Origin of the sequence: Nocardiopsis sp. TSRI0078 (assembly GCF_001905145.1) — a bacterium.
Taxonomy (GTDB): domain Bacteria; phylum Actinomycetota; class Actinomycetes; order Streptosporangiales; family Streptosporangiaceae; genus Nocardiopsis.
The window spans coordinates 91226-104917 of the sequence record NZ_LWLB01000033.1 but is presented as its reverse complement, the minus strand read 5'-3'; the positions used below and the strand labels follow the sequence as shown (position 1 = coordinate 104917).

Here is a 13692-nt window from a genome sequence, read left to right as displayed (position 1 = left end):
CCGACCGCACGGGCACCGAACGGGGGACTAAACGAACCGCTGACACGGTTGCACTCGCTGGGAGCGGGTACGGTCCATGCCGTCCACAGCCCGGTGAACTGCTATGTCCACCTGGCGCGTCACCAGCTAGACTCTGCGTGATGACCGGCGTGTGCGTCCGACACGAACTCTCCTCACACACGCGGGGATCTCCCACGCAGCGGCGTCGCGGAGGCGGCGCCCGCACAGGCGCGGACCCCCACCACGGTGGCCCAGGCCGCGCGAGGACAACGACGAACCACGGATGCTCCCCGTCCAACACGGGGACGGTCCCTCTCCGCGGCGGGGAACCCCCGCGCCGCACGGATCCGGCAGGGCAGCGCCATCGCGGCGCCTCACAACGGAGGCGAGCGGTGAGCCGCGCCCGTACGGCGGCGAGGGACCGACCACTACCGCATCCCGCCGCGGCCACGCCAACGTTGCGGCCCGCCAAGATGGAGGCTTGAGCCCTGAGCAACACAGACGAGACGACCAAACCGAAGACGACCTTCCGCGACCTGGGTGTGAACGCCGAGCTCGCCGACGCCCTGGAGGCGGAGGGGATCGTCGAACCCTTCCCCATCCAGGAGCTGGCCCTGCCGATCGCGCTGCACGGCAGCGACATCATCGGCCAGGCCCGGACCGGTACCGGCAAGACCCTGGCCTTCGGCCTCCCCCTGCTCCAGAAGGCGCAGGAGGCCCCCGGAACGAGCAAGCGGCCCCGCGCCCTGGTCGTGGTCCCCACCCGTGAGCTGGCCATCCAGGTCGCCGCGGACCTGACCACCGCCAGCAAGCGCAGCGGCGGCCGCATCCTGACCGTCTACGGCGGCCGCTCCTACGAGCCGCAGGTCAACGGCCTCAAGGAGGGCACCGACGTCGTCGTCGGCACCCCGGGCCGCCTGCTGGACCTGGAGAACCAGAAGCACCTGCGCCTGGACGGGGTGTCCGCGGTGGTGCTGGACGAGGCCGACAAGATGCTCGACCTGGGCTTCCTGCCCGACATCGAGCGCATCCTCACCAAGACCCCGAACGAGCGCCAGACCATGCTCTTCTCGGCCACCATGCCGAGCGAGATCGTCTCCCTGTCGCGCAAGTACCTCACCCGCCCCACCCACGTGCGCGCGGGTGACGACAACGAGATCGACGGCTCGTCCATCACGGGGCGGATCACGCAGCACGCGTTCCGCACCCACCAGATGGACAAGATCGAGATGCTCGCCCGCCTGATCCAGGCGGAGGACCACGGCCAGAGCATGGTGTTCTGCCAGACCAAGCGGACCTGCGACCGGGTGGCGGGCGACCTGAAGGCGCGCGGCTTCGCCGTCGCGGCCGTCCACGGCGACCTGGGACAGAGCCAGCGCGAACGCGCCCTGAGGGCCTTCCGCAACGGCAAGATCAACATCCTGGTCGCCACCGACGTGGCGGCCCGGGGACTCGACGTGGACGACGTCACGCACGTGGTCAACTACGAGACGCCCGAGGACGAGAAGACCTACACGCACCGCATCGGCCGCACCGGCCGGGCCGGGCGCAGCGGCACCGCCGTCACCTTCGTGGACTGGCAGGAGATGCCGCGCTGGAAGCTGATCAACGGCGCCCTCGACCTGCCCTTCAGCGAGCCGGAGGAGACCTACTCCACCTCGCCGCACTTCTTCGAGGCGCTGCGGATCCCGGCCGGGACCAAGGGCAAGCTGGCCGCGGACAAACGCGACGAGCACGCGGGCCTGGAGGCCGAGGAGATCGAGGACATCGGCGACACCGGTGCTCCCCGCGGCGACCGCGGCGGTCGCCGCGACCGTGACCGGGGCCGCGGTGAGGGCGGACGCGGCCGTGACCGGGGCCGCTCGCGCCGCCGGACCCGCGGTGGCCGCGAGGCGGCCGGGGCCGAGGGCTCCGCGGAGAAGGCGGGCGCAGCAGCCCCGGCCTCCCCGGACACGGCGCGCGGGGGCGGCAGGTCCTCCGAGGAGGGCACCCGCAAGGTGCGGCGACGCCGCCGGACCCGCGGTGGCGCCGGCGCCCGGCGGGACCCGGAGAACACCTGACGCACGGGCGCCCGCTCACGCGTGCGGGCGCCGCGGTCGACGCGGGGCGGGCGACGGGCCTTCCCCGCGGTGCCGGTGGCCGTCGCGGCCACGGCCACGGCCCGGTTCGACCGGCCCGGGCCACCGATCGTCTAGGGTGGCCCGACGTGAGTACACCTCAGTTCATCGACCTGCCCCCGGGCGTGCGGCGCGCGGACCTGACCCTGTCGTACGGTCCCGTCGCCGCTCTGCGGGCGCTTCCCACCTCCGGCGGCCCCGAATTGGCCCCCGCTGTCCTGGTGCACGGTTTCACCGGCAGCAAGGAGGACTTCATCGCCCTGTTCCAGAGCCTGGCCCAGGCCGGCCGGGAGGTGGTCGCGATCGACCTGCCCGGCACCTACCAGTCGCCGGGCCTGGAGTCCCTCGTCCTCCCGCCCGGCGTACGGCGCCCGGACTACCGCCTGTCCTCCCTGGGCGCGGTGGTCGCCGAGGTCCTGGACCAGGTCGGCGACGGCGGCCCCGTCCACCTGCTGGGCCACTCCTTCGGCGGGCTGGTCTCACGCGAGGCCGCGCTGGTCGAGATGGCGCCGCTGGCCTCGCTCACCCTGATGTGCTCGGGCCCCGGTGCCCTGAGCGGCCCGAGCGCGGACACCGCGCGCGGCCTCATCGCCTCCGTGTCCATGAACCCCACCCCCGAGCGGCTCCGGGAGCTGTGGGAGGAGCAGTTCGACGCCGTGGCGCAGGGGCGCACCCCCCAGGCCGAGATCCGCGGCTTCCTGCGCGAGCGGCTGCTGGCCAGCAGCGCCGTGGGCCTCATGCACATGGCCGAGGAGATGCTGGCCGCGCCCGACCGCGTGGACGAGCTGTCCCGGGTGGAGGTCCCCAAGCTGGTCCTGTACGGCGAGAACGACGAGGCGTGGCCGCTGGAGGAACAGGACCGGATGGCCGAGCGCCTGGAGGCCAAACGCCTGGTGGTCCCCGGCGCGGGCCACTCCCCCAACGTGGAGGCTCCCGAGACCACGGCGAGCGCGCTGACCGCGTTCTGGAACGAGACGGAGTCGGTGGGCCCCCGCTGACCGTGACGCACGGCCGCGCCGCCGCAGGGACGGCGGCACGGCCGTGGACGGGTCAGGCGCGGCCGAAGCGCAGGTCGTCGTGGTGCTGGTGGTGGGAGCCCGCCTCCCGCGTTCCTCACCTCTCAGGTCAGTACGCCTAGACCCAGGAGTCGAAGTTCTTGCTCTCGGCGCCCGCCGTGGTGGCGGGGCCGCGGTCGGGCAGGATGCGGGTGTCGGGCGGCAGGGACAGCAGCGACTCCCCGATGGAGGCGAGCTGCGTCGTGTAGTCGATGTAGGTGCTGCCGACCATGCCGGGCTCGCCCTTGCGCAGGGTGTCACCGCTGAAGACGACCCCGAGCTGGCTGATGTAGTAGCCGACGGTGCCGGACGCGGTGCCGGGCAGGGCCAGGACGTCGATGTGCAGGTCGCCGATGTCGAGGGCGCCCTGGCCCTCCACCTCGATCTCGGGGCGGTGCTCGGCGCCGTGGTGGCGGCGCCAGGCGCGCATCTCACGCGGGTGCAGGGCGATCGGGGCCTCGGACTCCTCGGCGACCTTGATGGCCGACTCGATGTGGGGGCTGTAGGCGTTGGTGCAGGCCACGAGGTAGATCTCGCGCTCCCCGACGGCCTCCAGAACGGCCTCGGCGTCGTGGGCGGGGTCGATGACGACGACGCCCTCGTCGTCGGCCTCGACGATCCAGGTGTTGCTGACGACGTCGTGCTTCTCGCCGTCGAACTCGAAGACCCCGGCGGTGCGCACGCGGGTGATCTTGTCGGCGTCGGGACCGGTCACCCCGGTCTCCTCGCCCTCGTCGGCGAAGACGTCGGCGGGCGCGTCGGCCTCGGCCGGCTCCTTCACGGACTCCTCCGGGGCGTCGGCGTCGTCGGTCCCGGTGTCCGCCTCCTCGACCGCGTCGGCCCCGGTGGACTCCCCGGCCTTCGCATCAGCCGTGTCGGCCCCGGCGGCCTTGGCGGACTCCCCGGAGTCCTCCTCCGTGGCCTCCTGGTCCACCGCGGACTCCGCAGCGGAGTCGGTGGCCTCCTGGCCGTCCTGCTTCTTCGGCTTCCGCTTCCAGAACACGGTGTCCGACCTTTCGATTTCGTCCGACTACGAGGGGGTTGCTTTGCGACCCATTGTCGCGCTCCCGCCCAGTGGTCGGTACCGTACCGGACTTCGGGGCGCCGACACACGGTTCACCCCCGCAGAAGTGGTACCCCCGTCGCGGGCGCGATGAGCCGTTCGAAGGCCTCCGGGTCGGTGGTCCTGCACCCCAGCCTGTGGCCGGACAGGCTCCCGTGGTCGTCGCTGGAACCGGTGACCACCACGCCCAGGTCCCCGGCCACTCCGCGCCAGTACGCGGCCTGGGTCCGCTTGTGCGAGGGGTGGTCGGCCTCGATCCCGCCCAGGCCCGCGGCGGCCATGCGCTCCACCAGTTCGAGGGGGACCGCGCCGTTGAGGGCGCCCTCCGCCCGCGCCGGGTGGGCCAGCGAGCACACACCGCCCGCCGCCCGCACCAGCTCCACCGCGCGGACCGGGTCGATCGCGTACCGCGAGGCGTAGGCCGGACCTCCCGAGCCGATCCACCGGTCGAAGGCGTCCTGCACGTCCCTGGCCGCGCCCGCCTCCACGATCGCGCGGGCCAGGTGCGGGCGGCCGATCGTGTTGGCGTCGGCGTACTCGTCGCGGCCCGCGCCGGCGATCTCCAGCACCCGCTCCCAGGTGAGGTCCACCCCCAGGTCGCGAAGCTTGCGGACCATCTCCTCGGCGCGGGAGGCCCGGTCGGAGCGGACACGGCGCAGCTCCTCGGCCAGGCCCGAGTCCTCGGGGTCGAACAGGTAGGACACCAGGTGCACGCTGGACCCGGCGTAGGCGCAGGAAAGCTCCATCCCCGGGACGAGGGTGAACCCGGGGGGCAGGTGCTTGGCGGCCTCCTCGACGCCGCCGACCGTGTCGTGGTCGGTGAGGGCGAGCACGTCGAGACCCGCGGCGACCGCGTACTCGACGACTTCGGCGGGGGTGTCGGTTCCGTCGGAGACCGAGCTGTGTGAGTGCAGGTCGATACGTGTCACCGGGCGATTGTACGTAAGTCCCGGTCTCCGCGCCCCGCACGGGTGGGACCGGGCTGGGCCGCGCGGCCGGGCTCAGTCCGTTTCGTCCCGGGGTGCCAGGCTCTGGGTCAGGAAGGGGCTGGGCGCGCCGAAGGGCGGTTCCAGCGCGATCCCCCCGTTCCTGATGTCGCGCAGGTCGCGCAGCGCGTTGATCTCGCACATGAGCATGCCGGTGTCCGCGGAGGCGAACACCAGCCACAGCCAGTGGGCGAGCGCCTCTCCCGTGTAGACGGCCCGGTCGCGACCCACGTCCAGGTTCCACAGCGCGATCTCGTGGCCGTCGAAGCGCACCTTGGCGTCGGCCGCGGAGGTGTCGAAGCCGTCGCCGGGGTCGGGTCCCTCCAGCCCGGCGAGGCGTGCGCCCAGTCCCACACCGGGGTCCTCGGCGACGATGACGGCCTCGCCGACGCCGCCGAGCGGATCGGGGCCGGACAGGGCCACGGCGGTGGCGAGGGTGCCGCTGCGCTCGTCCCCGCACTCGGCGAAGCCGGTGACCACCCAGCTGGTGGGCAGCGGCCAGGGAATCCAGACGGGGACGTGCGCCTGGGGCAGGAGTGCCTCCAGGGCCGCGGTCCCGGGGGCCCGCACCGGGTGCAGGGGCGCCACCGGTCCGTGGGCGTCGCACTGCCAGGCGCTGGTCCACAGCCCCGGAGGCTGGACCGCGCGCCCGCAGCGGGGACACGTGGGCTCGGACTTCATGCTGATCACGGGTCTACCCGACGCGTCCGCCGGGAAAACGCGACGCGGGCGGACCGCCTGTGCGGCCCGCCCGCGTCCGGGCGCGGAGGCGCTACCGCTGCTGGCGCTTCTTGTTGGCCGTCATCCGGCCGCGCTCCTTCTGGTCGAGGACGACCTTGCGGATGCGCACGTGCTCGGGGGTGACCTCCACGCACTCGTCCTCACGGCAGAACTCCAGGGCCTGCTCCAGGGAGAGCCTGCGCGGCGGCACCAGGCGCACCAGCTCGTCACCGGTGGAGGAGCGCATGTTGGTGAGCTTCTTCTCCTTGGTGATGTTGACGTCCATGTCGTCGGAGCGCGAGTTCTCGCCCACGATCATGCCCTCGTAGACCTCGGTGCCCGGCTCGACGAAGAGCGTGCCGCGCTCCTGCAGGTTGAACATCGCGAACGCGACGGCGACGCCGGCGCGGTCGGCCACCAGGGAGCCGTTGGGGCGGGTGCGCAGCTCGCCGAACCACGGCTCGAACTTCTCGAAGACGTGGTGGGCGATACCCGAGCCCCGGGTCTCGGTGAGGAACTCGGTGCGGAAACCGATGAGGCCGCGGGAGGGCACCAGCCAGTCCATGCGCACCCAGCCGGTGCCGTGGTTGACCATGTTCTCCATACGGCCCTTGCGGACGCTGAGCAGCTGGGTGATGGCACCCATGTACTCCTCGGGGGCGTCCACGGTGAGGCGCTCGACGGGCTCGTGGACCTTGCCGTCGACGACCCTGGTGACCACCTGCGGCTTGCCGACGGTCAGCTCGTAGCCCTCGCGGCGCATCTGCTCGACCAGGATGGCCAGCGCCAGCTCGCCGCGGCCCTGCACCTCCCAGGTGTCGGGGCGCTCGGTGGGCAGCACGCGCAGGGAGACGTTGCCGACGAGCTCCTTGTCCAGGCGGTCCTTGACCAGGCGGGCGGTGACCTTGGCGCCCTTGACCTTGCCGACCAGCGGCGAGGTGTTGGTGCCGATGGTCATGGAGATCGCGGGCTCGTCCACCCGGATCAGCGGCAGCGGAACCGGGTTCTCCAGGTCGGCGAGGGTCTCGCCGATCATGATGTCCTCGATACCGGCGATGGCGACGATGTCACCGGGGCCGGCCTTCTCGGCGGGCTTGCGCTCCAGGCCGTCGGTCATGAGCAGCTCGGTGAGCTTGACCTGCTGGACGCTGCCGTCGGTGCGGATCCACGCGACCTGCTGGCCCTTGCGCAGCTCGCCCTGCTGGATGCGGCACAGCGCCAGGCGGCCCAGGAACGGGGAGGCGTCCAGGTTGGTGACGTGGGCCTGGAGAGGTGCGCCGGGGACGTACTCGGGAGCCGGGATGGTGTCCAGGATGGTGCTGAACAGGGGCACGAGGTTGTCGTTCTCGGGCACGGCGCCGTTGGCGGGGCGCTCCAGGGAGGCCTTTCCGTCGCGCGCGCAGGCGTAGACGATCGGGAACTCGATCTGCGACTCGTCCGCGTCCAGGTCCATGAACAGCTCGTAGGTGTCGTCCACGACCTCGGCGATGCGGCTGTCGGGCCGGTCGACCTTGTTGATGACGAGGATGACGGGCAGCTTGGCCTGGAGTGCCTTGCGGAGCACGAAGCGGGTCTGCGGGAGGGGGCCCTCGCTGGCGTCCACGAGCAGCACGACGCCGTCGACCATCGACAGGCCGCGCTCGACCTCGCCGCCGAAGTCGGCGTGGCCGGGGGTGTCGATGATGTTGATGACCACGTCCTCGCCCTCGGGCGTGGTGTAGTGGACCGCCGTGTTCTTGGCGAGAATGGTGATGCCCTTCTCGCGCTCCAGGTCGTTGGAGTCCATCACACGGTCGTCGACGTCCTGGTTCTCCCGGAACACTCCGGACTGCCAGAGCATGGCGTCAACGAGGGTCGTCTTGCCGTGGTCCACATGGGCCACGATCGCGACGTTGCGGAGGTCGCTGCGGCGTGCGGAGCCCTCGACGGGCGTAGCGCTGGACATGGGAAAGTCTCGATCTCCTGATGCTGGGAAGAGACCGCAGATTGCCACGGCCCGTTACCAGTTTATGGGGTGATAGCGGCCCCTTGGGGAAACGTGCAGGCCACGACCTCTCAGAGCCGGGCGGCCGCACCCGGCGCGAGCAGGGGTTCGACGAGGTCGAGGAAGGGCACGTCGGCGGGGAGCCAGTCCAGGGCGCGCAGGCCGGCGGCGGCGAGCCAGCGCAGGGAGAGGTGCTCCAGTGCCTCGGGCTCGCCGGAGAGCAGCTCCACGCGCCACAGCCGCAGCACGGCGGGGCGCGTGTGGCCCCGGCCGGGCGCGGGGAAGGGCGCGTCCTCTCCGAGCTGGTGCAGGGGGCGGACGTCGGCGCCGAGTTCCTCACGGCACTCGCGGACCACGGCCTGGGCCGGGGTCTCCCCCGGGTCGACCTTGCCGCCGGGGAACTCCCACCGACCGCGCAGGGCCTCGGGCTCGGCGCGCTGGGCTGCCAGGACGCGGCCGTCGCGGATGACGACGGCGCCCACCACGATCAGGGTCTGTTGCTCCACGGTGCCCAGCGTAGCGACGCCCTACGACGTTCCCGGACCCGGCGGCGGAGCGGTCAGGGGGCGCCCGGGCCGGCGGCCTCCTGCGGCGTCCGGCGGGCGGACCGCAGCCGGTGCGCCAGGGCCGTGTGCCTGCGCCCGGAGGAGGCGTTGCGGACCGCCTGGGCCAGGGCGCGCCGGGAGCCGACGAGGACGACCAGCTTCTTCGCCCTGGTGACGGCGGTGTACAGCAGGTTGCGCTGGAGCATCATCCAGGCGCTGGTGGTGACGGGGACGACCACGGCGGGGTACTCGCTGCCCTGGGACCGGTGCACGGTGATGGCGTAGGCGTGGGCGAGCTCGTCGAGTTCGGCGAAGTCGTAGGCGATCTCCTCGTCCTCGTCGGTGCGCACCAGGATCTCCTGGGCGACGGAGTCGATGCCCGCGACCACGCCGAGGGTTCCGTTGAACACCCCGTTCGCGCCCTTCTCGTAGTTGTTGCGGATCTGGGTGACCTTGTCGCCGACGCGGAAGACGCGGCCGCCGAAGCGGCGTTCCGGGATGTGCTCGCCCGAGGGGGTCACGGCGGCCTGGAGCGCCGTGTTGAGGTTGGCGGCCCCGGCCGGGCCGCCCTTCATGGGGGTGAGGACCTGCACGTCCCGGCGCGGGTCGAGGCCGAACCGGCGCGGGATGCGGCGGGCGACCACGTCCACGGTCATCTCCGCGGCGTCCTCGGACTCCTCGCAGGGGAAGAGGAAGAAGTCGGCCATGCCCTGGAAATGCGGCGGTTCGCCGCCGTTGATCCGGTGGGCGTTGGTGACCACGCCGGAGTGCTGGGCCTGGCGGAAGACGTGGGTCAGGCGCACGCTCGGAACGGGCGAGTCCTCGTCGAGCAGGTCGCGCAGCACCTGGCCCGCGCCGACGGAGGGCAGCTGGTCCACGTCCCCGACGAACAGGAGGTGTGCTCCGGGCGGGACCGCCTTGACCAGCTTGTTGGCCAGGAGCACGTCCAGCATGGAGGCCTCGTCCACCACCAGCAGGTCGCAGTCGAGCGGGTTGTCGCGGTCGTAGGCGGCCTCGCCGCCCGGCCGGAGTTCGAGGAGCCGGTGCACGGTGGAGGCCTCGATCCCGGTCATCTCGGTGAGGCGCTTGGCGGCGCGTCCGGTGGGCGCGGCCATGATGACCTTGGCGTGCTTGGCCGTGGCCAGGGTGACGACGGAGGCGACGGTGAAGGACTTGCCGCAGCCGGGGCCGCCGGTGAGCACGCACACCTTCTCGGAGAGCGCCAGGCGCACGGCCTCGCGCTGGGCGTCGGCGAGCTCGGCGCGGGTGCGGGAGCGCAGCCAGTCCAGGGCCACGTCCCAGTCCACCCCGGCGAACGCGGGCATGCGGTCCTCCGGGTGGGAGAGCAGGGTGCGCAGCCCGGAGGTGAGGCCGACCTCGGCGCGGTGCATGGGCACCAGGTAGACCGCGCGCACGGGCTCGTCCCCGGGCCCGGGGACGGTCTCCCGGACCACGCCCTCGGTGGCCACGAGCTCGGCGACGCACTCGATCACCAGCCCGGCCTCCACCTGGAGGATCTTCACGGCCGCGGAGATGAGCTTCTCCTCGGGCAGGTAGCAGTGCCCGTCCCCGGTGGACTCCGAGAGGGTGAACTGGATCCCGGCCATCACCCGCTGCGGGCTGTCGTGCGGGATGCCGACCGCCTGGGCGATGGTGTCGGCGGTCTTGAAGCCGATCCCCCACACGTCGGTGGCCAGGCGGTAGGGCTCCTTCTGCACGATGTCGATGGAGGCGTCGCCGTACTTCTTGTAGATGCGCACGGCCAGGGAGGTGGTGACCTCGACCCCCTGGAGGAAGACCATCACCTCCTTGATGGCCTTCTGCTCCTCCCAGGCGTCCGCGATGAGCCTGGTGCGCTTGGGGCCCAGGCCAGGGACCTCGATGAGCCGTTCGGGGTGCTCCTCGATGACCTCCAGGGCGTCGGTGCCGAAGTGGCCGACGATCCGCTCGGCCATCTTCGGGCCGATGCCCTTGATCAGCCCGGAGCCGAGGTAGCGGCGGATGCCCTGGACCGTGGCGGGCAGGACGGTCGTGTAGTCGTCCACGTGGAACTGGCGGCCGTACTGGGGGTGGGAGCCCCAGCGGCCGCGCATGCGCAGAGCCTCACCGGGCTGGACGCCCAGGAGGGAGCCGACCACGGTGAGCAGGTCGCCGCCGCGACCGGTGTCGACGCGGGCGACGGTGTACCCGGTCTCCTCGTTGGCGTAGGTGATCCGCTCCAGGACGCCCTGGACAACGGCTGGTGGGGCGGTCTTGTCGGGCACGCGGTCGTCCTCTCCGGGTCACGTACGTTCCGGCGCCTCCGCGGCCGCCCCGTCGATCCGCGGCGCGTCCTCGCCCAGGACCGCGAGCACGCGGTCGCGGTCGGCCCGGCGCAGGCTCCGGGCCACCAGGACGTAGGAGTGCCTGAGCATCTCCAGGACCTCGTCCTCGGGCACCGTGCCGTCCAGGAGCACGGAGTTCCAGTGCTTCTTGTTCATGTGGTATCCGGGCGTGACGGCGGGGAACTGGTCCCGCAGCTCCAGGGCCAGGTCGGGATCGCACTTGAGGTTGGCCGTGGCCGGGCCGCTCCCGTCGCCTCCCCCGGTGAGCAGGGCGAACATCTTCTGTCCGGCCACCTTGTATACCAGGGCGCCCGGGCCGAAGGGCTCGCTCTCCCCGGCCTCGGGAAACCACAGGGCGGCGTCGATGAACTGTTCGGGGGTCATGGCGGGGCTCCCTTCCTCCGCCTCCGACAGTGCCAGAGACCGCCGACGTTCGGGAGTGCCCGCCCCGCCCCTGTGGAGGGCCCCGCCCGCGGGGCGCTCGGTGCGGGCCGTCCGCCGGGGCGGCGATCCGCGGGGCGACCTCCCGGGCCCGCACGAGGGAGTCGGGCGTCCCGCCGCTCCGCCCGTGCACGGCACCGGCCCCGGCTTCGATTCGGGATCAGGACCCTCCGTGCGGTGGCAGCGCCCCCGTTCGCCGTTGATCTTGTACCTATAGCGGGTTTGGGCGCCCACACTCGCTATAGGTACAAGATCAACGCAGGTCAGGACCCTCGCTCCACATCAGCAACGTTTCCGGCCCGTCCAAAGCCGGCACCTACTGGCGGACGCCCTTGCGGCGCAACCTCCCGCCGCGCGGGGATCCGCGACCATGCGTGCCCTCCGGCCACCGTGCCGGAGGCGGATAGGATCCGGCGCAGCAGCGTTCCCTGTGTCACCAGCGAAACGGGAGCCCCCATGAAGGCGCGCGGCGTACGCAGACTCGACCCCCTGGAGCCGGGCGACCCCCGTGAGGTCGGCGGGCACCGGGTGCGGGGACGGGTCGGCTCCGGCGGTATGGGCACGGTCTACGCCGCCGACTCCCCCGGCGTACACGGCTACCTGGCGGTCAAGGTCGTCCACGCCGAGCAGGCGGCCGACCGGCGCTTCCGGGAGCGGTTCGCGCACGAGGCCCGCCTGCTGTCCCGGGTGAACAGCCCCTCGGTGGCGCGCTTCGTGCGCGCCGACGTGGAGGCGGACCCGCCGTGGATGATCACCGAGTACGTGCCGGGCCCCACTCTGCGCCGCCACGTGGAACGGCACGGCCGCCTGCGCGGGGGGATGCTGCTGGGGCTGGCCGTGGGCATCGCGGAGGCGCTGCGGGCCATCCACGCCGCCGGGGTGGTCCACCGCGACCTCAAGCCCGGCAACGTGGTGCTCTCCGGCGGGGGTCCCAAGCTGCTGGACTTCGGCATCGCGCACCCGGTGGAGGATCCCGACCCCACCAAGTGGATCCGGCTGCGCAGGATGCGCCGGGCCTACCGCGACCTCAGGCTGCCGTCGCCGGAGTCGCTGCCCGACGCGCGGGTCGCCGAACAGGTCGACAAGCTGGGCACGCCGGGGTGGATCAGCCCCGAGCAGTACCGGCGCGAGCCCACGACGCAGAGGGCCGACGTGTTCCTGTGGGGGGCCACGGTGGCCTTCGCCGCCGCCGCGCACGACCCGTTCGGGCGGGCCGGGGTCAAGGAGATGGCCCGGCGCGTGATGTTCGAGGAACCGGACCTGGACCACCTGCCGCCCGGCCTGGAGCGGCTGGTGGTGGCCGCGATGGCCAAGGAGCCCGGTGACCGGCCCGACACCGCGGAACTGCTGCGCGCCGCCCTGGCCCTGGAGGGCCCGGAGGGCGGGGTGCGCGCGGCGGAGGCCGGCGGCTCCGCGGCGGCGTCGGGCGCGGCGGCCGTGCGGGGGCTGCTGGAGCGCCGGTGGACGGAGGTCGCGGTGCGCCCGCCGCTGCCCCCGCGCGAGGGGCGCGGGCTGTTGGGCCGCGCGCTCGGCCCCGGGAGGGACTGAGGACGGCCGCCGCTCAGAGCAGCCCGTAGTGGGCGCGGGCCTCGCGGGAGAACATGTGGGCCACCATCGTGGCGGCGAAGCCCAGCGGGACGACCGCGAGGAGGTCCCCGGCGTACAGGTTCCACAGCAGGAGCGCGCCCGCGGCGGACTGGAAGAGCACGACGCCCCAGAACACGCCGACCGTGCGGTGGCGGATCCTGGCGGCCAGGAGCGTGGACAGCGCCCCGTACACACCGGTGATCGCCGCCATGGCGACCATCATGGCGCGCACCGCACCGACGTCGGCGAAGAACTCGGCGCTTTGCCCGGAGGCGGCGTCGGCCTGCTGCCGCATGGCCTCGGCCATGGTCTCGGAGGGCACGCTCAGCCCCATGAGGAAGAGGGCCGACAGCGCGAGCCCGCAGGCGCCGCCCACGAACATCAGGACGCGGACGAGCGCCACCTTCCTGGGTAGGGGCGCGTCGGGGCGCAGCGCGTCGAAGTGGGCACCGAAGTCGGGCATCCCCCGCGGCGGTACGCCGTCTCCGTCCCGTGTCCCGTCGGGGTCGTACGGGTCCTGGCCAGAGGAAAACACGGACGTCCTCCGAGGGGTGTCGAACCGGCTTGTCCCCTCCATCGTAGAGGGCGCGGAGCGGGGGACGCGGAAACCGGACGGGAAACCCTCCCGTCACGGCGGGCGGCGGGCCCCGCGTGCGCCCCACCCGGAGCGGCCGAGGGGCCGCCGAGCCGCTCAGCGCGATACGGACGGGCCAGAAAGCCGTATTGGTGCCTCAGATTCTGCAAATCGTAACCCCGAGGCACGTGAACCCTTGTCCGTCCGCCTCTAGGGTGAACCACTCCGACCCCCGCCCGCCCCGGCGGAACCTCCGTTCGTCCCCCGACGACGTTCATCCTCCGAAGGAGCCCCGG

11 protein-coding genes are annotated in these 13692 nt (G+C 72.6%); 3 read left to right on the top strand and 8 right to left on the bottom strand.

The genetic code is table 11. The features are described from left to right. The first annotated feature begins 542 nt into the window (after nucleotides 1-542). A complete protein-coding gene (locus A6A08_RS19685; RefSeq protein ID WP_073704099.1) occupies nucleotides 543-2060 on the top strand; it encodes a DEAD/DEAH box helicase in 1518 nt (505 codons plus the stop codon). Between the two features lie 146 nt (nucleotides 2061-2206). Beyond that, nucleotides 2207-3115: an alpha/beta fold hydrolase gene (locus A6A08_RS19680; RefSeq protein WP_242422738.1), complete on the top strand. Its 909-nt coding sequence runs from the start codon at nucleotides 2207-2209 to the stop codon at nucleotides 3113-3115. Nucleotides 3116-3251: 136 nt separating this feature from the next. Here A6A08_RS19680 and A6A08_RS19675 read toward each other — a convergent pair whose 3' ends face one another. From A6A08_RS19675 to A6A08_RS19645, 7 genes are all read right to left on the bottom strand, one after another. Further along, nucleotides 3252-4175 carry an MBL fold metallo-hydrolase gene (locus tag A6A08_RS19675; RefSeq protein WP_073704098.1) on the bottom strand — a complete coding sequence of 308 codons (924 nt, stop codon included), beginning with the start codon at nucleotides 4173-4175 and terminating at the stop codon, nucleotides 3252-3254. Between the two features lie 113 nt (nucleotides 4176-4288). After that, nucleotides 4289-5164: a PHP domain-containing protein gene (locus A6A08_RS19670; protein WP_073704097.1), complete on the bottom strand. Its 876-nt coding sequence runs from the start codon at nucleotides 5162-5164 to the stop codon at nucleotides 4289-4291. Between the two features lie 72 nt (nucleotides 5165-5236). Next, the gene (locus tag A6A08_RS19665; protein ID WP_073704385.1) at nucleotides 5237-5902 is read right to left on the bottom strand and encodes a DUF6758 family protein; all 666 of its coding nucleotides are present in this window, start codon (nucleotides 5900-5902) and stop codon (nucleotides 5237-5239) included. A 91-nt stretch (nucleotides 5903-5993) separates the two neighbouring features. Further along, nucleotides 5994-7886 carry a translational GTPase TypA gene (gene typA / locus A6A08_RS19660; protein ID WP_073704096.1) on the bottom strand — a complete coding sequence of 631 codons (1893 nt, stop codon included), beginning with the start codon at nucleotides 7884-7886 and terminating at the stop codon, nucleotides 5994-5996. Between the two features lie 110 nt (nucleotides 7887-7996). Continuing rightward, the gene (locus tag A6A08_RS19655; protein ID WP_073704095.1) at nucleotides 7997-8431 is read right to left on the bottom strand and encodes a (deoxy)nucleoside triphosphate pyrophosphohydrolase; all 435 of its coding nucleotides are present in this window, start codon (nucleotides 8429-8431) and stop codon (nucleotides 7997-7999) included. Nucleotides 8432-8484: 53 nt separating this feature from the next. Next, complete coding sequence (locus tag A6A08_RS19650) at nucleotides 8485-10734, bottom strand: ATP-dependent RecD-like DNA helicase (protein WP_073704094.1); 2250 nt, start codon at nucleotides 10732-10734, stop codon at nucleotides 8485-8487. An 18-nt stretch (nucleotides 10735-10752) separates the two neighbouring features. Further along, complete coding sequence (locus tag A6A08_RS19645; RefSeq protein WP_073704093.1) at nucleotides 10753-11178, bottom strand: MmcQ/YjbR family DNA-binding protein; 426 nt, start codon at nucleotides 11176-11178, stop codon at nucleotides 10753-10755. A 513-nt stretch (nucleotides 11179-11691) separates the two neighbouring features. On the opposite strand from A6A08_RS19645, the gene A6A08_RS19640 reads away from it, so the two are divergent. Beyond that, the gene (locus A6A08_RS19640) at nucleotides 11692-12783 is read left to right on the top strand and encodes a serine/threonine-protein kinase (protein ID WP_073704092.1); all 1092 of its coding nucleotides are present in this window, start codon (nucleotides 11692-11694) and stop codon (nucleotides 12781-12783) included. A 13-nt stretch (nucleotides 12784-12796) separates the two neighbouring features. Here the strand turns inward: A6A08_RS19640 and A6A08_RS19635 are convergent, their stop codons facing one another. Then, nucleotides 12797-13357: a hypothetical protein gene (locus A6A08_RS19635; protein ID WP_073704091.1), complete on the bottom strand. Its 561-nt coding sequence runs from the start codon at nucleotides 13355-13357 to the stop codon at nucleotides 12797-12799. Between the last annotated feature and the right edge of the window lie 335 nt (nucleotides 13358-13692).